A 23,387-nucleotide genomic window follows, 5' to 3' on the forward strand; every position below is an offset into this window, starting at 1 on the left:
TACAGAAAAATATTGAGAACAAATAACAATAGCAATTATTGGCTTAAATGAGCCAGCACCAGCTTTATATCGCCATAACTTATTTTTGCCCCCATTGCCTGTTTAATTTCATTTAATAAAGGCATTTCATTGTCTTGGCAGTATTTAGTTATTTTCTTCACTACTTTTTCACTTACTAAATCAAACACATCAATTTCCCCAATCTGTACATAATGAGCCAAATGACTTTCAATAGTTGAAACAACAAAGCCACGTTCTTCGGCTATCTCTTTTATGGTTTTTCCGTCTTTATATAAGGCGTAAGTGATTTCCTTTGTTGGTATTTTCTTTGGCTTTTCTTCTTTGGCTTTTTTTCCTACTGTTTTCTTCGATCGACTTTGTGTTGATTCAAACAAAGGCATATCTTTTAATGAGTCTTTGTTAACCTCTGTTTTTTCAATGGCTGATTTTAAAAGAATCTCAGCTTTAAAAATATGTTGTAACTGACGGGCAAATAATCGATCTACTTCATCCAGTTCTTTCAAATATTTCTTTAACCCTTTGGTTCCTTTTAAATCCTCAACATGATCTTTTACCTTTTGTGATAAAGCCGTTAACTGAGGCTCAAAATATGATTTGGCATCTCCCACTCTTTTATACAGATGTTGCAACATATCTTCCTTATTCTCAAAAACAATCTTACGGATCTGTAATTTAAACTGATCGCTGACCTTACGAAGAGGTAAAAACTCCTGCAGTAAGTCTTCAGCCCATTTCTGATATTGCTGCTTTGCTGATCGTTTCGCATCCTTGTCATACGAATCGGCATGGAAAGCCAATCCACTATTCAGCCAGGCAAAATCAAATGCATCCAACGCCGCTTCTGAAACATATTGGATGGTAGCCGACTCTAACTCACTTTCGAGAGTACCAACAGGCTGAATATGGCTTGTAAATTCAGTTACCTGCTGATCGCATGATAAGCCTTGAGTTGGCAAAGGAGCCGTTAGTGTTAATCCTTCCAAACCTGTCAGTCGCGATAAAGCCACATAAATCTGACCTGGTGCAAAAGCCTGCGAAACATCAATAACTGCTTTATTAAAGGTCAAGCCCTGACTTTTATGAACCGTTATAGCCCATGCCAGTTTTAATGGGTAATGCGTAAAGGTTCCAATCACCTTTTCTTCAATATCACCCGTTTCGGCATTCAGCGAAAAACGTTTATTTTCCCAACCATACGGCTCAACGATTGCAGATGGTGATCCATCTGGGAAACTCACCTCAATCAGATCATCATCCAAAGCACTTATCGAACCAATCTTACCGTTGAAATAACGCTGTTCGCCCGAGTAATCGTTCTTTACAAACATTACCTGGGCACCTTTTTTCAGCACCAGCTTTTCTTCTATCGGATAATTATACTCGTTAAAATCCCCCGTTACCTCAGCATGAAAGAAAAACGACTCGCCAGATAACTCAGCCAATGCTCTGCGATTGATATCATCAGCCTTATAGTTATGCGTGGTTAAAAAGATGTTTCCTTTATCGCTCAAATAATCAAAACCGGGTCGATAACATTTATTCAACAACTCAACATCTGCCTTGGTAATTTTATTATCGCGCAGGTTATTAAGCAAACTCACAAAATCAGCATCCGATTGACGATAAATCTTCTCCAACTGAATAACAATGGGAGATTGCTGCTTTAAAGCCAGGGAATGAAAGAAATAGTACCCTTTATAATAGTTGGATAAATAATTCCATTCATCATCTTTTACAACAGGTGGAAGCTGCAATAAATCACCTATAAAAAGCACCTGAACACCGCCAAAAGCCATGTCGCGTTGCCTTCGTACTGATCGTAAAATAGTATCAATGGCATCCAACAAATCGGCTCGTAGCATACTTACCTCATCAATAATTAACAGCTCCAGCTCTTTAAGCATATTTCGCTTTACCTGATGAAGTTTTGTCTTCCCTAATAAACTTTTAGGTGTATTTATTTGAGTACTTGTTCCCCCTGAAAAACCAATATTATTATCTGGAACAAAAGCACCATATGGCAACTGAAACAATGAATGCAATGTTACTCCTCCAGCATTAATCGCAGCAATTCCGGTTGGTGCAGCCACAATAGTATTTTTGTGGGTATTTGCAGTGATCTCGCGTAGCAAGGTTGTTTTACCTGTACCTGCTTTACCTGTTAAAAAAATGCAACGATTGGTATTATTGATGTAGCGCTTGGTTAATTCAGCTATCGGATTATATTCAATTGTCTTTTTCTCTTCCATTGTTTGGCAAAGGTCATCATTTTATACGAATGATAAAATTTGCACATCCATAAATCTAATAATTGGTTTTAATAACACTTAATAATTAATTCATCCCCTTTATCATTATAATGTATCATTTATCTTTACTAAAGGATATTGGGGGATACACATTTTAACTATCTTGCACAACCTAACAAAATAGAACATCAATGATTTGGATCTTACTTTTTCAATTAATTTTCGGAGGTTCTAACAACCCTTTAATGTTTCCCAAATTTGAGAAACATGCTAAACATATCATACAAGATAAAGAACGCCTTGACAAGGTACTGACAGATCATAAAGAAACTAAATCGAATGTAAAGACTTTCACTAAGGCTGAAAAAAAGTACAATAAAACCATTCATAAACTGGAAAAAGATGAAAATATTTCCAGAGATAGTATTGAAGTCGTAATACAAGAATACCTCGATTTTAAAAAAGATGTACTATTAACAGAAATAGATACTTACACCAAAACCAAGCAAAATATCAAAGAGGAAGAATGGAATCTTATAATCCAAGAATCCATTAAAGGTTTTAAGAAATTTAAAAAGTTTCAGGATAAACAAACTGAAAAAAACCACGACTATTGGGTGAAGCTAGAAAAGAAATTCAAGTCAAACGATGAAGATATAAAAAATGAAATAACATCGATGATTGATGATTACAACAAATACAAGAGCAAGGTAATGTTACTAAGATCACCGTCGAACAAGAAACTCACAGGTTATTACACTACTAAAGATGAGCTTATAAAAATGGTTGATGTGGCAATTAGTGCGCAACGAAAATTATTTGATGTTCGTCTTGACCTTCGTGAGCTGATTTTTAATAATCCTGATAAATTTAAAGTCAATAAGGCTATGAATAAATTGAAAAAGGTAACTTATTAACTTTATAGTTGTTATAGTTGGATTAATGCATCGTTGACAATAACTGTGCTTACCCCATCATCCACTAAAACGGCTTGCACTCCCAGTGAGCCAACATCATGAATATTGCGCATCTCATCATCAAAAAACACCATCCTTTCAAAAGGTATACCACTGTCTTTTTGTAATTGATTAAAATGGGCAATCTTACTACTTGGATAAATCTCCTGATAGGTGAAATAATTTTCAATATCTAATAGTTTAAGAAGTTGCCTGGCCCACGAAGGAGAACTTGTTCGGGATGCCAAAGCCATTGTAATATTTCGCTCTTTTAAATCATCCAAAATTGATCTTACATCGGGATACAAAACAATCTCAGATCCATATGAATCGACCACATGATTATTGACTCTTTTATATGGCGGATTCGTACAATCGCACCAGGTTCCACCTGCATCCCAAAGGGTAAAATCCAAATCAAAAACAACTAATTTATCCATAAGGCAAAAATAAAGTTTTTATAGAAACTTAGACTTATAGATTATTAGACAATAGATATTCTTCAACTATCAAATGCTCTGTGTTTTTTTTGTATAATACCCAAAGACTCTATCTTTACTTTTTCAAAAAAGTAATACTGTATTATTTAATTAAGATGCACATCAACTACTGCCTACTGACTAAACAACTAACGAACTAACATGTATGGATTATCGCGATAAAGTATTTATAAGCGTTGCTGAAAACCTGAGCTTTTCAAAAGCTGCCGATGAATTATTCATCAGCCAGCCCGCTATCACCAAGCATATTAAAGAGTTGGAACGCAAACTCAACATTACTTTATTCGATAGAAAAGGAAATAAGATTTACCTTACTGAGGCTGGAAAACTCACTTATAGCCATCTGAAAAAAGTTGAACAGCAGTACCGCGAACTGGAATTTGAGATTGGCAGAATTAACGATACATTTTTAGGAGAATTAAAAGTGGGAGCTAGTTCAACCATTTCGCAATATCTTCTTCCAAAAGCCATGGCCAGTTTTCATAAGCGATACCCACAAATTGAACTCTACTTGACAAATGGCAACTCCTTTGAAATGGAGCAACTATTATTAAAAAATGAAATTGATATGGCATTGGTAGAAAATGGTTCATCGCAATCAAGTATCAAATACCTTCCTTTTATGAATGATGAACTGATTGTGGTAACAGGCTCAGACAGTATTTATGCCAAGCAAAAAAACATTTCGTTAGCTGATTTTCAAGAAATCCCGCTTGTTCTTCGTGAAAAAGGATCGGGAACATTAGATGTAATTAAGAAAGCCTTGCAAAATAACGGTGTAAGTATCGAGCATTTGAATACTTTGATTCACCTTGGGAGTACCGAAGCAATTAAAAATTTTTTAAAAGATTTTGACGGCATTGCTGTTCTATCCGACAAAGCCGTAACAACTGAAATATATCTGAATCAACTGGTTCAGTTATCAGTGAAAGGCTTTGATATTCCTCGTCATCTAAGGTTTGCTCTGCACCAGGGACAACCTACTCATTTAGTAGAATTATTTATGAATCATCTTCTTCAGTATAACTTTTAATTATAGACTATAAATATTTACTATTTGTTTTAATTATACACTCGAGCTATTTTTGTTTCAAAATTTAGCTTATGGCTGATGTAAAAAAATATAGTCGTCCACTAATTCTATTAATTATAATACTATGCTTCACCCCAATAATGTCACCAGCATTGGCATTGTTGTCAGGTATAGCATTGTCGGCATTAGGCATCAAACTCGAAAAAGTAAAAAAATACACATCATCAGTTTTACAATATTCAATTGTATTGATGGGGTTTGGAATGAGCTTATCTGAGGTAATTAAAGCATCAAAAAACGGCTTTATCGAAACAGCTATTTCAGTTGTTGTGGTAATGACAAGCGGGCTGCTTTTAGGTCGCTTATTAAAAGTTAAGAGTAAAACTGCTATACTGATCTCAGCTGGTACAGCTATATGTGGCGGAAGTGCTATTGCAGCTATTTCTCCCGTTTTAAACAGTGAAGAAAATGAAAGCTCAATGGCTTTGATTGTTATATTTATTCTTAATGCTGTTGCCTTATTAATATTTCCTTCAATAGGGCATTATTTTAATCTAAGTCAGGAAACCTTTGGCAATTGGGCAGCCATTGCCATTCATGATACGAGTTCTGTAACAGGTGCCGGAGCCGCATATGGTTCTGAAGCCTTACAAATAGCAACCACCGTAAAACTAATTAGAGCATTATGGATTATTCCATTATCTGTAGTTATTGCATTATTTAATAAAAAAGAGGGCAGTAGAAAAATTACCTTCCCATGGTTTATAGTATTGTTCGCCCTAGCCATTGCAATTGCTAATCTATTTCCATCCATGAGTGAAACGTACACTCATTTAAACTGGTTGGGTAGACGAGGAATTGTAGTGGCACTTTTTTTAATAGGTTCTGGCTTTTCTGTTAAAAGCATAAAACAATCGGGTTCACGCAGTTTTATTTTGGGCATTGCTCTTTGGTGTATTATTGGTGTTGGTTCATTCTTAATCTTAACTTCATAATTATGCTTAATATCGGAGGTTTTTTGGTTATACTATTAGCTAGTCTGATAAAAGGTATCACAGGCTTTGGTTTTGCATTGATTTCATTGCCTTTGTTGATGATTTGGTATTCGCCTAAAGAACTAATTCCGATATTAATGATGTGTAATCTGATTTCGTCCATTCTGATTGTTCTTCAGAAGAAGGAGAAAAAACTGGTAAACAAAAAATTCAGAACCTTAATTATATACGGAGGTATCTTCACCATTTTAGGAGTCATCACATTAAAAGCAATATCTGAAGGTTTCCTAGTTAAGTTTTTGGGAGTATTCTTTATCCTCTTATCAATCATCACCCTGCTCAACCGAAGTATGACTTTTGATATTTCGAAGAAATGGTACAAGGTGGCAGGAGCATTTATCGGATATCTCACAGGCAGTATCTCGGTTAGCGGTCCGCCTTTGGCATTATTCTTAAACATGGCTAATGTAAGTAATCGCGAGTTTCGTGAGATCTTCTCATGGTTTAATATTGTATCGGCTTTCATAGCCATTATTGGATATTATCATTTGGGTATGATAACGAATCAAATGCTGTTAACAACATTATATATAATACCTATCCTGCTATTGGGAACAGTAGTAGGAAAACATTTAAACCAAATATTACCTGCTGCTTTATTTAAGAAAATAAGTCTGTATATCACCATTATGGTCAGCATTTTTCTATTGATTAAGTAGCACGTAAACTATTCATTTTTAACCTTCCTCGTATAGGAGCTATAATATGACAGTTTTTGTACTGTCATATTATACCCTGTCGACCACTATCTGCCTATTGACATTTTTCGTTTAGCAAAAAGACAAGCAATATTTTTGCTTCAACAATTTTATTTCATCCACTCCGACGGTGGAATTGATAAAAATTCGGTTGTACCTTTTGTTAAAAAAAGATTATGAAACCAGAAGCAGATAAACATTTTGTAGTATTAGGTGGAGGAATTGCAGGTGTTGAGGCAGCCATTAAACTCAGAGAAAAAGGTTATAGAGTAACACTGGTATCAAACCGCGATTACTTTTTTGTGTATCCTATTTCCATATGGATTCCCGTTAAAGGTATTAGTTTTGACGACAGCTCTGTTAAACTCGACAAGCTTCAGAAGAAACATGGATTTGGACTAATCATCGATTCTGTTGTTCATATTGATCCGAAAAATAATAGAGTTCAACTGCAGAACAGTGAAATTACCTACGATTATCTGTTTATTGCTTTAGGTATGCATAAGGTAAAAGCCAAAGGCATCGAAAACACTTTATCTATTTGTGGGGCTCCTGAGCAAGCACTTGATATTAAGGATGAGCTTGAAAAACTGGTTCAACGCGGCAGTGGAAAAATTGCGATCGGCTTTGGTGGTAACCCCAAAGATCCCAAAGGAACCGTTGTTAGAGGTGGACCTGCCTTTGAATTGCTGTTTAATATCAGCACTTACCTAAAGAAAAAAGGATTATTGGATTCTTTTGAGCTGAACTTTTTTGCCCCGATGGCTGAGCCGGGTAAAAAAATGGGTACCAAAGCTTATGGGAATCTTAGCAAGTTTTTTAAACGATATAAGGTCAACCAACATGTTGGCAAAAAAATTCTTGGTTTTAATCAAGGTGAGATATTGTTTGAAGGCGATAAGAAGCTCGAAAGCGATCTAATCATTTTTATAGCAGGTGGATCAGGCCATTCTGTTCTTCAGAATGCAGATCTACCGTTGACTGAATCGGGATTTGTAAAAACACACCCAACCTGTCAGGTAGAAGGATACGAAAACATTTATGCTATTGGCGATTCTGCAGACATGATTGGACCTAAATGGGCTGCCAAACAAGGACACATGGCAGAAATAATGGCTGATGTAGCAGCTTATAATGTACATCAACAGATTTTAGGAACAGGTAAATCAAAAACATACACCGATAAAATCAGCATTATTTGTGTAATGGACTCAGGTGATGGCGCTGCTTACGTTTCAAGAACCAATAAAAAAGAAACTATGATAATGCTGCCCATTGTTGGGCATTGGTTGAAAAAAGCCTGGGGATTTTATTTTAAGAAATCTAAACTGAAACTTATTCCTCGCATTCCGGGAATGTAAGAAATGACATATCACCCCAAACCCCTAAAGGGGCTTACTATGAGGGTTGATCCCTTTAAAGATTCCAGATACAGAGAGGCAGATATGAATTAAACAACATTTTATCTCAAGGTGAGGTGGAATTTACGTCAAAAGAAAGATTAAATCGGTTGAATGGAAAATCAAGATTATATAAAACTTTACAACGAAAAGGATAAATCAATTCTGAAGATTGCAGAAGACTCGCTGAATCCAAAAATTGACAGAGTAAGTGAAATAATTGCTTATTGCCACGAGGCAGGGATTAAGAAAGTGGGAATTGCCAATTGCATTGCTTTTGAAAAGCAGGCTCATGCCTTGGAACAAGTTCTTACTTTAAACAACCTAGAGGTTGCTAAAGCAAATTGCAAGCTGGGAAAAGTAAAGTTTGATGCTTTGGTTCCAGGTTACAAAGGCACATCGTGTAATCCTGCTGGTCAGGCTGATTTTCTGCATCAAAACAAAACAGAACTCAACATTATGATGGGACTTTGTGTAGGCCATGATATGATTTTCAATGCTAAATCAAAAGTTCCGGTAACGCCATTAGTTGTAAAAGACCGCAAGCTAAAACATCATCCATTAGCTGCATTAAACACTGAAAAATAAAAATAATGAGTACAACCTTAATAATCATCGGTATTGTTGTTTTGGCATTGATTGTTTACGTGGCAATCAACTATAAAAAAATGAAAAATATGCCTGACACACCCGCTAGTTCAAAGATTAGAATTTTGGACAATAAGAATTTTAAAACTCAGATCAGATCCGGAGTTACGTTGGTTGATTTTTGGGCTCCCTGGTGCGGACCATGTAAAATGATGTCACCAGTTTTGAACGACGTTGCTGAATCGTTGGAAAATGGCTCTAAAGTAGCCAAAGTAAATGTAGATAATCATCAGCCAATAGCTGCCAAATACAAGGTTAGAAACATCCCAACCCTTATTTTATTTAAAGATGGAAAAGAGGTTGACCGCTTTGTGGGCATTAAAACGCATAAGTTTTTATTGAAAGAAATTGAGAAGCACCAACAATCAGCTTAGTTATCTATTTAAAAGCATTATTAATTATGCAGAAACGGTTCTATTCTTATTATTTGAAGAAAGAATATTGTAAATTACAACGATCGTTACACTGCAATTATTAGCATTTCTTGTTAATCAGAACATTTTAAAAATATTCATATGAATACCCAGAAAATTGAAATCAGATATTCAGAACTGGCTGAAGGAAATTGTTGCCTTTCATGTGGATCAGCCATTGAATATTCAAAAGCTAAACCAGGTGAAGTTTGTGTTGATTTAGGCAGCGGACGTGGAACCGATGTTATTCGTCTGGCTCAGGAAGTAGGTGAATATGGTTTGGCAATCGGCATTGATGTGTCGGGGGGCATGCTTAAAAAGGCTGAGAAAAATGCGGCTAAGCTGGGTGTCACTAATGCTGAGTTTCGTAAATCAGAATTAGAAGATATAAAAGTTGATTCGTCTACCGTTGATTTAATAATTTCAAACTGCACCATTAATCACGCCAAAGATAAATTTAAGGTTTGGAGCGAAGTAGAACGAATATTAAAAAACAGTGGTCGTTTTGTGGTGAGCGATATTTACTCAACAATTGAAGTACCCGAAGAGTACCGAAACGATCCGCAAGCGGTTGCTGAATGCTGGGCAGGTGCTACTACTAAAGACGATTATCTGGAAACTTTACAAAAGGTTGGGTTTGTTGACATTGAGATTATCGAAGAGTCAAAACCCTATCCGAAAGGACAGATTGAAGTGGTGAGCTTTACCATTGCCGGACGCAAAAAGTGCTGCGGTTAAATTTTAGACCGTTAGAATAGTAGAGTTTAGACTGATTTACAATATTAAACTCTTTCTATTTATAGAACTGATTGATTTCAGTAACAAACAAGAATTCTTAATTTCTAAATAATAATAAACATGAAGTCATTAGTTAAGAAAGCTAAGAAAAGTGACAACAAAGTTGCACAATGTTGTGCTAAAAACTCGAAAATAGTTGCCGGTTGTCACGACTAATTTAATCGGGACCGACTTGTTCTTCAGGTCGGTCCTGTTTAACCAAATTATCAAAAATGGAATTCTCCAAACACAATATATTTTCCAAAATTGCCGACTCCGACAATTACTTTATCGTTAACCCCCTTTCGGGCAATGCCGATATTCTGGAGCCTCAGGAGGCTGAAGCCTTTAAAAATAAAACAGGCGACAACTTAAACGAATTCATCGAGAAAGGTTATCTGGTTGATTTGCAAAAGGAAGAACAGCTCTTCAAAAGCAAATATCTCGATTTTATCGACGACCGTGACGAAGACGAAGTACAGCTTTTCTTCACACCATGGTACGCCTGTAACTTCAACTGCTCGTATTGTTTTCAGGATGAATATACCAATCCCAACGAAGCAGTTAAACACGAAGTAATTGATGCTTTTTTCAACTATGTTGATCGTCAATTTGCAGACCGTAGAAAGTACATCACCATTTTTGGAGGTGAACCTCTACTGAATAACTCAGCTAAAAAAGAAAGTATTGAACGCATCATCAGCGAAGCCAATAAGCGAGGTTTGGACATTGCTGTTGTTACCAACGGATATAACCTGATTGATTTTATTGATGTACTGAAAAAAGGTAGCATCCGTGAAATTCAGGTAACAGTTGACGGAACTCAGAAAGTGCATGATGCACGCCGAATGTTACGCGGTGGCAAAGGCAGTTTTGATCGGATTGCGGAAGGTATTGATGACTTGTTACAGAATAATATTCCTGTCAATCTGCGTATGATCATCGATAAAGAAAACGTGCATAATCTGCCAGAGTTCTCAAGATATGCCATTGAAAAGGGCTGGACCAAGAGCCCATTGTTTAAAACGGCTTTGGGCCGCAACTACGAGTTGCATCATTGCCAAACCAACAATAAAAGGCTTTTCTCGCGTATAGAAATGTATAAAGAGATTTATCAGATCATCAAAGAAAATCCGGAAGTATTGGAATTTCATAAACCAGCTTTCTCCATTGCCAAATTCATTTTCGAAAACGGTGAGTTACCTAATCCTTTGTTCGATTCGTGTACAGGCACTAAAACAGAATGGGCATTTGATTACACAGGTAAAATATACTCGTGCACAGCAACTGTTGGAAACGATGGTGACGAACTGGGAACTTTTTACCCCGAGGTTAAACTTGATGAAGAAAGAATTGAAGAATGGGAAGAACGTGATGTTCTATCCATCACCGAATGCAGCAATTGTGCAGTTCGATTGGCATGCGGAGGCGGCTGTACAGCTGTAGCCAAAACGCAATCTGGCAAAATCAATTCGCCCGACTGCAGACCCGTTCAGGAGTTATTGGAATTAGGAATAGGATTATACTCAGAAATAAATATTTGAACAGATGAAAGAAATTACCCAAAAAGAATTTGATCAGGAGGTAATTAAAGGCGGTAAAGTAGCAGTTGATTTTTACTCTACCGAATGCCCTCCATGCGAAGCTCTTGCCCCTAAATTTGAAAATCTTTCAAATCTGTATGGCGATGAAATTAAGTTTGTAAAAATCTTCCGTCAAGAGAATAGAGAACTTGCCGAAAGTTTGGATGTGAACGGCTCACCAACTGTTATCTTCTATGAAGATGGTAAACTGGTGGGTGATAAATTAACAGGAGGAATCAAGCGATCTGACCTTGTTAAAAATTTGGATGCACTGATTCATCACGAAAAAGTAGCCGAAATTAAGGGTAAGATTGAGCCTAAAGTATCGGAATATGATGTGCTGATTTTAGGCGGTGGTCCTGCAGGTCTTACAGCTGGTTTATACCTTTGTCAGGCTCGTATAAAAGCGGCTTTGGTTGATATTCAGCTACCTGGTGGGCAGATTTCAACCACACATAAAATATCGAATTACCCGGGTTTTGTTGATCCTCAGCCGGGTTATATGCTGGCTCACTACATGTCGGAGCAAACCAAAATTTGCGGAACCAAATATAAGGTAGCTGTTGATGTGGCTAAGGTTGATTTACAAAACAAAACCATTGTGGTCGACGAATATGAGACCATTCATGCTAAAAAAATTATACTTGCCACAGGTGCTTCACCTCGATATTTGAATGTACCCGGCGAAAGAGAGCTGAAAGGTAACGGCATTTCGTACTGTGCTACCTGCGACGCAAAGTATTTTAACGATAAAGACGTTATTGTTGTTGGCGGAGGAAACACAGCTATCGAAGAGGCTGACTTCATATCGAAATTTGCCAAGAAGATAACCATCATTCACCAGTTCGATAAGCTTCAGGCCAATAAAGAAGCTCAGGAGAAAGCTTTTGCCAATCCTAAAATCAACTTTGTATTTGATACCGAACCTCGTGGCTTTGAGAAGAACGGTAATAAAATGTTTGTAAAGACTGAAAATGTTAAAACAGGCGAAACCAACACGCTACAAGGAGATGGGGTATTTATTTTTGTGGGCATGAAGCCTAACACCGACTTCCTGAATGGAGATTTGGCAACCGACGACTGGGGATACATCACTACCAATGAGGATATGATGACCAGTCTTGAGGGTGTATATGCCGTAGGTGATATAAGAAGTAAAAAATATCGTCAGATAACCACTGCTGTTGCTGATGGTACCATAGCAGCCATTGCTGTAACGCGAGAAATGGACGTATAGACTATTTATAAATTACATTTATCAGAGAAATCCGCTTTTGAAAAGTCAGAAGCGGATTTTTTTATCTCTCTAATTAAATAGGACAAAACTATCTTTTTTAAATCCTTTTCATTAAATTGTGCTAATCAGCTAGAGAATAACCATTTATTAACTTATCACCTAAAAAATAATCAATGAATTCTTTTACGAAATTAACATTTACGCTAATGCTTCTAGCAGGATTAGCAGTCAACACAATTGCACAAAAACCTTTAATGAACGACTCCACTTTTAGTGGATTAAAACTCCGAAATATTGGACCGGCCTTGATGTCGGGCCGAATTGCTGATATTGCCATCCACCCAAAGAATGATAATGTCTGGTATGTGGCTGTTGGTTCGGGCGGAGTTTGGAGAACTGTAAATGCCGGTACTACATGGCAACCGTTATTCGATAAACAAAAAGTATATTCAATAGGATGTATCACCATCGATCCGGTTAATTCACATACTATTTGGGTAGGAACAGGTGAAAATGTGGGTGGTCGTCATGTTGGTTTTGGTGATGGTATTTACAAAAGTGATGATGATGGTATCACCTGGAAGAATATGGGCCTAAAGCATTCTGAGCATATATCTAAAATAATTGTACATCCCAAAAACTCTAATATTGTTTGGGTGGCGGCTCAAGGCCCACTATGGAATAAAGGAGGTGAAAGAGGATTGTATAAAACCATTGATGGTGGTAAAACCTGGAAGAAAACACTAGGTGATGATGAATGGATTGGCGTTACTGATATTACAATTGATCCTCGGAATCCTGATATTTTGTATGCTGCAACTTGGCAGCGTCATAGAAATGTAGCTGCCTACCTGGGTGGAGGACCTGGCACCGCACTATATGCATCAAATGATGGCGGCGATAACTGGACTAAACTAACAAAAGGACTTCCTACTTCTAATATGGGTAAAATCGGTTTGGCTATCTCACCTCAAAACCCGGATGTTTTATACGCTGCCATTGAATTAGACCGAAGAAAAGGAGGGCTATATCGTTCGACAAATAGAGGCCAATCGTGGAATAAAATGTCTGATGCTGTTTCCGGAGCAACTGGCCCACATTATTACCAGGAATTATATGCCAGTCCGCATCAATTCGACAAGCTTTACCTTATGGATGTGAGAGTGCAGGTTTCGAATGATGGAGGTAAAACATTCAGCGTAATGAAAGAACAATACAAGCATTCCGACAATCATTCCTTAGCATTTACCGACAATCCGGGTTATTTACTTATTGGGACTGACGGAGGCATATATGAAACAAAAGACGGCACACATTCATGGAGATTCATATCTAATCTACCCATTACTCAGTTTTACAAACTTGCTGTTGATGACTCTGAGCCTTTCTATAATATATATGGAGGTACACAAGATAATTCAACTCAAGGCGGGCCTTCCAGAACAGATAACGCTATTGGAATTGCTAACCGGGATTGGAATCTTACTTTATTTGCCGATGGCCATCAGCCAGCAACTGAACCCGGAAATCCAAATATTATTTACAGCGAATGGCAAGAAGGAAATTTGGTAAGAGTAGATAAAACAACCGGTGAAATTGTTCATATCCAACCTCAACCTGGCAAAGGAGAAACATATGAACGTTTTAACTGGGATGCTCCGATATTAGTAAGCCCACATCTGCCAAGTCGTATTTATTACGCCTCGCAACGAGTTTGGCGGTCAGACAACAGGGGTAACAGTTGGGTAGCAATATCCGGTGATCTAACCCGAAATCAGGAACGTATGAATCTCCCCATAATGGGTAGTACTCAAAGTTGGGATAATGCATGGGATTTCTTTGCCATGTCAAACTATAACACCATAACTTCTTTAGCCGAATCACCACTAAAAGAAGGTATTATTTATGCCGGAACCGATGATGGAATTATACAAGTAACGGAAGATGGAGGTAATAACTGGCGTAAAAAAGAGGTAGGTTCAATAAATGAAATCCCTGCCACAGCATTTGTCAATGATATCAAAGCTGATTTATATGATGAAAATACGGTTTATGCTGCTCTCGACAACCATAAATATGGAGATTTTAAACCTTATCTGATAAAAAGTACTGATAAAGGTAAATCATGGAAATCAATCAAAGGAAACTTACCAGATACAACACTGGTTTGGAGGATTGTTCAGGATCATGTAAAGAAAGATCTTCTGTTTGCAGCCACCGAATTTGGAATTTATTTTACAGTTGATGGCGGAGTTATTTGGATAAAGCTGATTGGTGATGTTCCAACTATTTCGTTCCGCGACCTGGCTATTCAACGTCGTGAAGAAGACTTAGTGGCTGCATCTTTTGGACGAGGTTTTTTTGTTCTTGATGACTATAGTACTCTTCGGCATATTAATGAAGAACAATTGCAAAAAGATGCATTGCTATTTCCGGTTCGCAAAGCCTGGCGTTATATACCGCGTCCAACGGTTGGTTTCGATGGCAAAGGATCGCAGGGAGCAAACTACTATGTAGCTCCCAATCCTCCGTTTGGGGCCGTATTTACATATTATTTGTCAGAAGGGTTGACTACTATGAAAGATCAGAGAAAGAAACAAGAAAAAGATTTGACAAAAAAGGGAAAAAAGGTTTCTTTCCCCGGATGGGAAACTGTTGAGACAGAAGCTAATCAAGATTCAGTTAATTTATGGTTAATTGTAAAAAACAGTGATGATAAGGTTGTAAGCAAAGTAAAAGGAAATACCGGCAAAGGATTTCATCGTGTAGCCTGGAATTTGCGCTACCCTGCACCAGATGCTATCCCCTTAACAGATAAATCAGATGAAGGATTTTTTCTCTCAGATCAAATGGCCCCTGAAGGCTCCTATACGGTTACATTAACTAAAGTTGAAGATGGTCATGTAACGAACCTTTCCAATCCGGTTTCATTTGAGGTTGTTGACCTCCGAAAAGGATATCTACCTGCTCAGAGTTCTGAATTGATTAATGCTTTCAACAAACAATTAAATGAAGTGAAACGTCAACTGAGTGCTGTTAACTTATCATTAAACCAATCGCTCAAACAAGTAACAGCCATGCAAAAATCTCTTCAACAATCTGATTTGGATATGGGAGAAATAAATACTCGTCTTGAAGAGGTTAGAACCTCTTTGCTTGCACTGAGAAAGCAAATCAGCGGTAACAAAGCTAAAAATGAGGTGGGTGAAAAATCAATGCCGACTATTGGTGACAGATACACTATGGCAAGTTATGCAGCAATCAACACATACGGACCTACCTCAACTCAGAAAATGAGTCTTGAAATAGCTGAAGAACAGCTTTCCAATTTAAAAGAAGAACTTCTTAAAATTCAAAAAGAGGATATAAAAGATATTTATAAGAACCTTATCAGTAATGGGGCACCTTTTATTGAAGGAATGCCATTGAATGAATAAATTAATGGAGGCTGGCACAATTGTGTTAGCCTCTTTTAATCTGTATTCTACAAATACGATTGATAATGTATCATTTATAAATTACATTATTCTGAGAAATCCGCTTTTGAAAAGTCAGAAGCGGATTTTTTGTAAGTCCTTACTCTTTTTTAAATAAGGCAAATTACAATTTCAAATTGCCGTGCACAAACGTGCAAGGCTAGTCCGCTTCCATTTGAAGGCTTGCACAACTGTTTAAGCCTTCCCTAAAGCTAAAAAAGTGGCTTGCACCAACCTTCAAGCCTCCAAATATTGGTTGGGGAAGCCTTGCACAGATCTTCAAGCGTTCCCGCGAACCAAAAGAAAGGCTTACACAAGCGTGCAAGGCACTTTTTTTCCAAAGTGAAGGCTTGCAGCAATCTTCACGCCTTCCCCAGGTTTTGTTTGAAGGCTTGCAGAAGTCTTCACGACTTTCTCAACAAGAAGTTTGCCTTGCACAGCTGTGCATCAGCCAAAAAACGTCAGCGCGAAGTACAAATTCGCACCAACACTATTAGCGCAGATTTGTAATCTGTGCTTTTTATTAATCTACTTACTATCACCATTAGCGCGGATTTGTAATCCGCTCTAATGGTGATACTTTATAAAGTATTTATTGTAAATTTAAACTATGAGCAGAAAATACAAATTCCACAATCCTGATGGTATTTATTTTATAACCTTTGCCGTACAAAATTGGGTAGATGTATTTACGCGCAATTCTTATAAGAACATTCTGATTGACAACCTTACATATTGCCAAAAGAACAAAGGCCTTGAATTATTTGCTTGGTGTATAATGACTAATCACGTACACTTCATTGCCGGATCTAAGGAAGGCTTTCTACTACAAAACATATTACGCGATTATAAAAAATTCACCTCTAAAGCAGTAATATCTGCCATAAGAGAAAACATACGAGAAAGCAGGAAAGAATGGCTACTGAAACATTTTATCACAGATAAAGGAATCCGATTCTGGCAAAATCATAATATGCCTATCGAACTCTGGAGTAATAAAGTAATCGATCAGAAATTAAACTATATCCATCAAAATCCGGTTAAAGCAGGTATAGTATTCAGGGCAGAAGATTATGTCTATAGCAGTGCTGTTGATTACAGCGGAAGAAAAGGATTACTGGATATTATAGTTATAAAATAACATGGCGCGAATTACAAATTCGCACCAGCAACGGAAGGCACTATTAGCGCGGATTTGTAATCCGTGCTTTACTATTTTTACAACCGTCAGCGCGGATTTATAATCCGTGCTTAATACTTTATTTTACTTAATCTTTTCCTGAAAATTAACTCCGTATTCCTTCAGCTCTTTTAATACAGGCTCGTAAATCTCTTTGATTGTTGGAATATGAACACCCGTGAGTTTGATTTTACCTTCGAGATAAAGTCTTACTGCAATAGCCAATGGCAAGCCCACTGTTTTGGCCATGGCTGTTCTGATATTATTTTGCCCTTCCACCACCAGCGACGAAGTCAGACAGGTATCTTTTTCTTCGCCATCAACCCGATAAAGAAACTTATGCCACATCACCACCATATCTTTTTCATCAGGTTGAAGCACCCACTTCTCCGTCAATAATTTTTCGAGCACCTGCGCAGGCGTGGCCTTTTTTAATCCGATGGGTTTATCATTCAGTATCTCGAGCCAATCGAGCTTTTCAATAATATCCGAATCCTGATCGATGTGCATATAATGATACAACTTGGTATCAACCGAATCGGAAGGATGGTAATACAGAAATGAGTTGATGAAATCGCGATATGTCATTCCATCCTTCAGCATCATCTCGTAAGAATCGTCGGTAATGCCCAGTTGTACAAACACATTCCAGGCACGGCAAAATCCTGGTCGACGCAAAGTACCCCGATAAATAGTTGGTATTCCCTGCAGGTTGTATCGTTCGATATACTTAAGCGAATCACGGTTAGCATAGCCTTCAAACTTACCATAGCCTTCAATCTCGATCAGCTCGGTACGACGAAAAAGCCGATTATAAGGAATGTATTTATATTTTCCTTCCTGAATAAATTTGGCAGTTCCTCCCTGCCCTGCTACCACCACATTGCGCGGATTCCACGAGAACTTATAGTGCCACGGATTATTATCTGAATCTGGAGCTACCAGTCCGCCGGTAAACGATTCAAAAGCCTTCAAATCATACCCTTTATCCTTAATCCGGTCCAGTATTTGCATTGCCGACATATGATCAATACCTGGATCGAGCCCTGTCTCATTTAAAAAGAGTAAACCCTTTTCTTTTACTTCGGGCTCCAGCTTTTTAATCTCCTCCGACTCGTACGAAGCTGTAAAAAGTGATTTTCCCTCGTCAACACACACTTTTGCCACCACTGAATGTAATCGGGCAGGCAATAACGAAACCACCACATTACTATTTCTCACCTCTTTCACCAAACGTGCAGCATCAAATAAATCGAGCCTGATAATATTGGTTTCACTGCTTACTTGGTCGTGAATATGGGAAATATCCTTATCAACTACCGTTACTTGCCATTGATTATCCGTTGCATAAGTCTCGAGATAATTAATTAATGCAATAGCCGACCGTCCTGCTCCTATGATAAGTATGTGTTGCATAATTTAAATTTATTAGGTGTGATGATGTTTCTGCTGCGCTGCAAAACCTTCCAGATACTTAAATCTCTCAGTCAAATCACCGTCTTCTGCAATTGTAGCACGTTCAATCACTCCTTCCCTGTCGCTCTTAATCACAAAATCAAGAATTCGATTCATTAAATGAGCTCCAAACTCCCGCGAGGCATCTTTGGGTAATTCGTTGGGAAGATTATCAACTGTCATCATTGTTACATTCCGCTCATCTGAAAAAACAGGTTCCTCAGTCATGGTAAACGGATTAAAGTCATAGATAGGATCACCGATTCGGCAGGCTCGTATAGTCGACGGAATGGATCCTCCTATATCACAGGTTATATCTGCAATTACTTTAATTTTAAAATCATCTTGCTGCATATCCGTCATTGTAAATAAAACAGGTGCCTGCGGATCCCAAAATGCTGCCGAAATCAGCATATCGGTATGCTTGCAAAAACGCTTAAAGTTGCCTTTATACTCTTTAGGGTGCTTAAAGAAATGGAATAGATCAAAATCGGCCATGCCTTTATGCAGATTGTATTCTGCAGGAGATAACTGCACATAACAAACCTCATTATATTGGTTATTCAAATATTCATCCACAGATAATCTTCTGACGGCAAGCTCCTCCATCACTTCCAACACACCATTGGCCACACGTCCGTTGCCTGTAACCGCTATTTTGATGGCAGGCAACTGCACACGTTTCAATTCTTTCATCATCTCAGCTTTATCAGCACATTCGTGAGCAGGTTTAAGATCATAGAAACCGTAGCGTTTACCATAGGTTAAAAAAGAATTGTAAGCACCCACCAATCCGGCAAACTTGCCAAAACCAATCAGGCGCATCCCTTTCTTATCAGTCAACAGCTCATAATCTATCAGCCTGATATGTTTTTCTAAAACAGCCTGCAGTAGCTTACGGTTATGTTCTTGCTTTTTAATGGTGTGCGAAAAAAACATGTACGATTTTCCTTCGATGAGAAGATCCACAGGAACTTCCTTCACGCCCAAAAAGAAATCGCATGTGCTGATATCGTCTTTTACTGTCACACCCTGTCTGCGGTAATCCTCATCAGTGAAACAACGTATCGGACTCGATTCCACTTCAATCTTCAGCTTCGGATACAAATTCAACAACGTCTTGCATTGTTGAGGAGTTAACGGCACCCTTTTATCGGGTGGTATCTTTCCTTCTTTCAGAATTCCCAGTTTCATGATGTGTGTTTTTAATGTTGTTTTTTACATAGTCCGGAGCAATCAGTCCGTAGTCCGTACTATATTCGGACTACGAACTCTGGACTTCGAACTTTTAGTCTCTTCTGCTGAAGATTCTTTTTCGGACTTCGAGCTCTGGACTTCGGCCCCTTCTGTCTTCTATCATCTTCAAATCTTAAACTCAATTCCCTGCGCCAAGGGCAGGTCGGTGCTGTAATTAATGGTATTGGTCTGACGACGCATATATGCTTTCCATGCATCAGACCCTGATTCGCGACCGCCACCTGTATCTTTCTCACCACCAAAGGCACCGCCAATCTCGGCTCCCGATGTACCTATATTCACATTAGCTATACCACAATCCGATCCTTCGTGCGATAGGAAGCGTTCTGTTTCCAGCATATTTCTTGAGAAAATAGCTGATGACAAGCCCTGAGGCACATCGTTATGAATAGCTATTGCCTCATCCATATCTTTATATTTCAACAAATACAGAAGCGGAGCAAAAGTCTCTTCCTGAACAATCTGATAATGATTTTGCACCTCGGCAATGCAAGGAACCACGTAACATCCCGATTCATATCCCTTGCCACTCAACACTTCGCCTCCATAAAGGATGGCTCCTCCTTCGGCTTTTACTTTTCCGATAGCATCCTGATAAGTCTTAACGGCTCCCTTATCAATCATTGGTCCTACCAACGTACTAGAATCAAGCGAATGACCAATGCTGATGCTTTTATACACATTAACCAGCTTCTCTTTCATTGATTCATAAACCGATTCGTGAATGATGATTCGGCGTGTTGATGTGCAACGCTGACCGCAGGTACCAACGGCTCCGAAAACAATGGCTCTTAAAGCCATCTCCTGATCAGCTTCGGGAGTAACAATGATGGCATTATTTCCGCCCAACTCAAGGATGTATTTGCCCAATCGTTCGCCCACCAAACGTCCCACTTTTTTACCGATGCGTGTTGATCCTGTGAACGAAATCAGTGGTATATTTCTGTCGCTGAATAATTCATCACCCAGGTATTTCGAACCCGTTGCCACCAGGTTCATCACGCCTTCCTGAATATTATTTTCTTTCAACACCTTCTGTACAATCTTATGAACCGCTATGGCGCATAACATTACTTTAGATGATGGTTTCCATACCACCACATCACCGCAAACCAAAGCGATCATTGCATTCCAGGCCCAAACCGCCACAGGGAAGTTAAATGCCGAAACCACTCCCACTATTCCCATAGGATGATACTGATCGTACATGCGGTGTTTAGCCCTCTCTGAGTGCATGGTAAATCCATATAACTGACGCGATTGTCCAACAGCAAAGTCACAGATATCAATCATCTCCTGTACTTCACCCAGACCTTCCTGATAGATTTTTCCCATTTCGTACGAAACGAGTTTACCCAAAGCCTCTTTATGCTTTCTGAGTTCCAGCCCTATTTGACGAACCAACTCACCCCGAACAGGAGCAGGAACCATACGCCAGTCGTTAAAAGCAGTTTTTGCCTTCAGTATCACCTGGTCGTATTCTTCTTTGGTTGCCTGTTTAATACCTGCTATAGCTTCTCCGTCAGTCGGTGAATAACTGGTAATTAAATCCCCGCTGGTATCGGTCCATTCAGTACCCGTGCATATACCGTTGTTTATTTTATCTATTCCTAGTTCCTTTAGTGCTTCTTTAATTCCGTACATCTTTCTATGTTTTATATTTTTTGATTTTTAATATCTATTTCACTTAAAGTCTTTACCAAACCTCCTTTGTTTAGTATTTCCATCAGTTTATCAGGTAACGGTGTAAATACAAATTCATTATTACCTACCATCACTTTGCCTTCTTTGAAATTTACATTTACCACATCCCCTTTTTGATAAGCCTCTACTGCTTCAGGCAATACAATAATGGGTAAGCCCTGATTAACAGCTGAGCGGAAGAAGATACGCGACACCGACTTCACCAGAATGGCTTTTACGCCCACATATCTCAAACCAACTGAAGGATGCTCGCGCGAGCTGCCACAACCGAAGTTGGCTCCGCACACCATAATATCGCCTTCGTGAACAGATGCAGCAAATGACTGATCAAAGTCCCTGAACAGATAAGGAGCAATCTTGTCTGGCTCCGAACTGTTTATCTCATAAGTGAGGCTGCCAGCAAACATTTGGTCAGTATTCAGGTTATCAGCATCCTGATAAGCCCACACACCATTGATTCTCCGCTGATCACCCTTTTTTATTTCTACTGTAGGAGTTTTCTTTTTCTCGTATGAGAATTTATGATTCTTCTTGCTCATGGGTGATAAAATTCGCCCGTGAATGGCCGATAACGCAACTGTTGCAGGTGATGCCAGATAGATCGAAGCATTCTTGTTTCCCATTCGTCCCAGGAAGTTTCGGTTTGCCGTGCTGATGACGGTAACATCATCGGCTGGAATGCCCTGTCCGGTTCCCAGACACGGTCCGCACGACGCCGCCAAAACACTTGCTCCAGCTTCCATAAAAATATCAATCAGCCCTTCTTTATTGGCTTGTCGGTATATTTCTTTCGAAGCAGGCGTAATCAATAACTGAAAACCATCAGGCACAATTTGTCCTTTCAGAATAGCGGCTGCTTCTCGTAAATCCTCAATACGACCGTTGGTGCATGTTCCGATCAATGCCTGTTGAACCTCAGTACCTGCTACCTCATCCACACTTTTTATATTATCCACATGATGAGGGCAAGCCACAACAGGAAACAATTCATCCAGTTGAAGAGTAATTTCTCTGGCATAGATGGCGTCTTTATCTGCCCAAACTCCTTCGCATTCTTCATTCAGATGCTTTGCCAATACCTCATCATAAGGAAAAACAGCATTCTTGGCACCCATCTCCGATGCCAGATTAGCAATGGTCATTCTGTCGGCAATACTCAGGTTTTTAACTCCGTCGCCATGATATTCAACCGACATATAATCAGCCCCTGCTGCACCTATCATACCAATAATATATAGAGCCACATCTTTGGCAAAAACACCTTGTGGAAGCATACCATTTAGGGTGATTTTTAACGTTTCAGGCACTCTGAACCAGGTCTCTCCCTGCTTCCACAAACCAGCAGCTTCTGTCCGATCGATTCCTGCGGCAAAAGCATTGAAAGCACCAGCCGTACAGGTATGACTATCGCTTCCTACAATACACATCCCCGGTTTGGCATACTCCGCCATCACCTGATGACAAATACCATTTCCCACATCGTGGAAACACTTTACCCGTTGTTTATAAGCAAAAGTTCGGATCTGCTGATAATCGTTTGCCAGCTTGGCATTGGTTGGGGGCGCATTATGATCGAGAACCACCATCAACTGATTACGATCCTTCAAGGCTGAACCTCCCATCTTACGAAAGATCTTTTCGATGGCAGCCGTATTATCGTGAGACAACACAATATCAGGCTTCTTAAAAACGATAGCCCCTTGTGGTGCATCAAATATCTTTTCAACAAACGTTTTTCCTGACAT

18 protein-coding genes are annotated in these 23,387 nt (G+C 38.7%); 12 read left to right on the forward strand and 6 right to left on the reverse strand.

All coding sequences use genetic code 11. The features are described 5' to 3' along the window. Positions 1 to 35 precede the first annotated feature (35 nt). Positions 36 to 2,270, reverse strand: coding sequence for a helix-turn-helix domain-containing protein (locus KEM10_RS14325; RefSeq protein ID WP_212216711.1), 2,235 nt, complete (start codon positions 2,268 to 2,270; stop codon positions 36 to 38). 245 nt (positions 2,271 to 2,515) lie between these two features. On the opposite strand from KEM10_RS14325, the gene KEM10_RS14330 reads away from it, so the two are divergent. Continuing rightward, positions 2,516 to 3,187: a hypothetical protein gene (locus tag KEM10_RS14330; RefSeq protein WP_212216712.1), complete on the forward strand. Its 672-nt coding sequence runs from the start codon at positions 2,516 to 2,518 to the stop codon at positions 3,185 to 3,187. 11 nt (positions 3,188 to 3,198) lie between these two features. Here KEM10_RS14330 and KEM10_RS14335 read toward each other — a convergent pair whose 3' ends face one another. After that, positions 3,199 to 3,666, reverse strand: a complete 468-nt coding sequence (locus KEM10_RS14335; RefSeq protein WP_212216713.1) for a magnesium-dependent phosphatase-1 — start codon at positions 3,664 to 3,666, stop codon at positions 3,199 to 3,201. Positions 3,667 to 3,871: 205 nt separating this feature from the next. Between KEM10_RS14335 and KEM10_RS14340 the strand changes: the two genes are divergently transcribed. The 11 genes from KEM10_RS14340 to KEM10_RS14390 all read left to right on the forward strand — a co-directional run bounded on the left by KEM10_RS14340 (position 3,872) and on the right by KEM10_RS14390 (position 17,187). After that, entirely contained in the window at positions 3,872 to 4,759 is an 888-nt protein-coding gene (locus tag KEM10_RS14340; protein WP_212216714.1) for a LysR family transcriptional regulator, read from the forward strand. A 71-nt stretch (positions 4,760 to 4,830) separates the two neighbouring features. Continuing rightward, positions 4,831 to 5,754, forward strand: coding sequence for a YeiH family protein (locus KEM10_RS14345; protein ID WP_212216715.1), 924 nt, complete (start codon positions 4,831 to 4,833; stop codon positions 5,752 to 5,754). A 2-nt stretch (positions 5,755 to 5,756) separates the two neighbouring features. Next, positions 5,757 to 6,473: a sulfite exporter TauE/SafE family protein gene (locus KEM10_RS14350; RefSeq protein WP_212216716.1), complete on the forward strand. Its 717-nt coding sequence runs from the start codon at positions 5,757 to 5,759 to the stop codon at positions 6,471 to 6,473. A gap of 215 nt (positions 6,474 to 6,688) precedes the next feature. Then, positions 6,689 to 7,873 carry an NAD(P)/FAD-dependent oxidoreductase gene (locus KEM10_RS14355; RefSeq protein WP_212216717.1) on the forward strand — a complete coding sequence of 395 codons (1,185 nt, stop codon included), beginning with the start codon at positions 6,689 to 6,691 and terminating at the stop codon, positions 7,871 to 7,873. Positions 7,874 to 8,026: 153 nt separating this feature from the next. Beyond that, positions 8,027 to 8,500: a DUF1847 domain-containing protein gene (locus tag KEM10_RS14360; RefSeq protein ID WP_212216718.1), complete on the forward strand. Its 474-nt coding sequence runs from the start codon at positions 8,027 to 8,029 to the stop codon at positions 8,498 to 8,500. 5 nt (positions 8,501 to 8,505) lie between these two features. Further along, positions 8,506 to 8,934, forward strand: a complete 429-nt coding sequence (trxA, locus tag KEM10_RS14365) for a thioredoxin (protein ID WP_212216719.1) — start codon at positions 8,506 to 8,508, stop codon at positions 8,932 to 8,934. Positions 8,935 to 9,075: 141 nt separating this feature from the next. Continuing rightward, entirely contained in the window at positions 9,076 to 9,711 is a 636-nt protein-coding gene (locus KEM10_RS14370; protein WP_212216720.1) for a methyltransferase domain-containing protein, read from the forward strand. A gap of 272 nt (positions 9,712 to 9,983) precedes the next feature. Beyond that, positions 9,984 to 11,294 (forward strand): radical SAM/SPASM domain-containing protein, encoded by a 1,311-nt coding sequence (locus KEM10_RS14375; protein ID WP_212216721.1) that lies wholly within the window; start codon positions 9,984 to 9,986, stop codon positions 11,292 to 11,294. 4 nt (positions 11,295 to 11,298) lie between these two features. After that, positions 11,299 to 12,570, forward strand: a complete 1,272-nt coding sequence (locus KEM10_RS14380; RefSeq protein WP_212216722.1) for an FAD-dependent oxidoreductase — start codon at positions 11,299 to 11,301, stop codon at positions 12,568 to 12,570. Between the two features lie 206 nt (positions 12,571 to 12,776). Next, complete coding sequence (locus tag KEM10_RS14385) at positions 12,777 to 16,007, forward strand: VPS10 domain-containing protein (RefSeq protein WP_244825864.1); 3,231 nt, start codon at positions 12,777 to 12,779, stop codon at positions 16,005 to 16,007. A gap of 649 nt (positions 16,008 to 16,656) precedes the next feature. Then, positions 16,657 to 17,187: an REP-associated tyrosine transposase gene (locus tag KEM10_RS14390; protein WP_212216724.1), complete on the forward strand. Its 531-nt coding sequence runs from the start codon at positions 16,657 to 16,659 to the stop codon at positions 17,185 to 17,187. Positions 17,188 to 17,310: 123 nt separating this feature from the next. Here the strand turns inward: KEM10_RS14390 and KEM10_RS14395 are convergent, their stop codons facing one another. The 4 genes from KEM10_RS14395 to KEM10_RS14410 all read right to left on the reverse strand — a co-directional run bounded on the left by KEM10_RS14395 (position 17,311) and on the right by KEM10_RS14410 (position 23,387). Beyond that, positions 17,311 to 18,642: a saccharopine dehydrogenase family protein gene (locus KEM10_RS14395; protein WP_212216725.1), complete on the reverse strand. Its 1,332-nt coding sequence runs from the start codon at positions 18,640 to 18,642 to the stop codon at positions 17,311 to 17,313. Between the two features lie 12 nt (positions 18,643 to 18,654). Then, the gene (locus KEM10_RS14400) at positions 18,655 to 19,875 is read right to left on the reverse strand and encodes an NAD(P)-dependent oxidoreductase (protein WP_212216726.1); all 1,221 of its coding nucleotides are present in this window, start codon (positions 19,873 to 19,875) and stop codon (positions 18,655 to 18,657) included. A gap of 168 nt (positions 19,876 to 20,043) precedes the next feature. Then, on the reverse strand, positions 20,044 to 21,582 hold the full coding sequence (gene amaB / locus KEM10_RS14405) for an L-piperidine-6-carboxylate dehydrogenase (protein ID WP_212216727.1): 1,539 nt from the start codon (positions 21,580 to 21,582) through the stop codon (positions 20,044 to 20,046). Between the two features lie 11 nt (positions 21,583 to 21,593). Beyond that, a complete protein-coding gene (locus tag KEM10_RS14410; RefSeq protein ID WP_212216728.1) occupies positions 21,594 to 23,387 on the reverse strand; it encodes an aconitase/3-isopropylmalate dehydratase large subunit family protein in 1,794 nt (597 codons plus the stop codon).

Origin of the sequence: Carboxylicivirga linearis, from assembly GCF_018271995.1 — a bacterium.
In the GTDB taxonomy this organism is placed as follows: domain Bacteria; phylum Bacteroidota; class Bacteroidia; order Bacteroidales; family Marinilabiliaceae; genus Carboxylicivirga; species Carboxylicivirga linearis.

Coding starts and splice junctions, on each gene's coding strand:
- KEM10_RS14355 (WP_212216717.1), top strand. CDS start 6,689: ATGAAACCAGAAGCAGATAAACATTTTGTAGTATTAGGTGGAGGAATT.
- KEM10_RS14370 (WP_212216720.1), top strand. CDS start 9,076: ATGAATACCCAGAAAATTGAAATCAGATATTCAGAACTGGCTGAAGGA.
- KEM10_RS14410 (WP_212216728.1), bottom strand. CDS start 23,387: ATGTCAGGAAAAACGTTTGTTGAAAAGATATTTGATGCACCACAAGGG.
- KEM10_RS14385 (WP_244825864.1), top strand. CDS start 12,777: ATGCTTCTAGCAGGATTAGCAGTCAACACAATTGCACAAAAACCTTTA.
- KEM10_RS14330 (WP_212216712.1), top strand. CDS start 2,516: ATGTTTCCCAAATTTGAGAAACATGCTAAACATATCATACAAGATAAA.
- KEM10_RS14375 (WP_212216721.1), top strand. CDS start 9,984: ATGGAATTCTCCAAACACAATATATTTTCCAAAATTGCCGACTCCGAC.
- KEM10_RS14335 (WP_212216713.1), bottom strand. CDS start 3,666: ATGGATAAATTAGTTGTTTTTGATTTGGATTTTACCCTTTGGGATGCA.
- amaB (WP_212216727.1), bottom strand. CDS start 21,582: ATGTACGGAATTAAAGAAGCACTAAAGGAACTAGGAATAGATAAAATA.
- KEM10_RS14345 (WP_212216715.1), top strand. CDS start 4,831: ATGGCTGATGTAAAAAAATATAGTCGTCCACTAATTCTATTAATTATA.
- KEM10_RS14400 (WP_212216726.1), bottom strand. CDS start 19,875: ATGAAACTGGGAATTCTGAAAGAAGGAAAGATACCACCCGATAAAAGG.
- trxA (WP_212216719.1), top strand. CDS start 8,506: ATGAGTACAACCTTAATAATCATCGGTATTGTTGTTTTGGCATTGATT.
- KEM10_RS14360 (WP_212216718.1), top strand. CDS start 8,027: ATGGAAAATCAAGATTATATAAAACTTTACAACGAAAAGGATAAATCA.
- KEM10_RS14380 (WP_212216722.1), top strand. CDS start 11,299: ATGAAAGAAATTACCCAAAAAGAATTTGATCAGGAGGTAATTAAAGGC.
- KEM10_RS14350 (WP_212216716.1), top strand. CDS start 5,757: ATGCTTAATATCGGAGGTTTTTTGGTTATACTATTAGCTAGTCTGATA.
- KEM10_RS14340 (WP_212216714.1), top strand. CDS start 3,872: ATGGATTATCGCGATAAAGTATTTATAAGCGTTGCTGAAAACCTGAGC.
- KEM10_RS14325 (WP_212216711.1), bottom strand. CDS start 2,270: ATGGAAGAGAAAAAGACAATTGAATATAATCCGATAGCTGAATTAACC.
- KEM10_RS14395 (WP_212216725.1), bottom strand. CDS start 18,642: ATGCAACACATACTTATCATAGGAGCAGGACGGTCGGCTATTGCATTA.
- KEM10_RS14390 (WP_212216724.1), top strand. CDS start 16,657: ATGAGCAGAAAATACAAATTCCACAATCCTGATGGTATTTATTTTATA.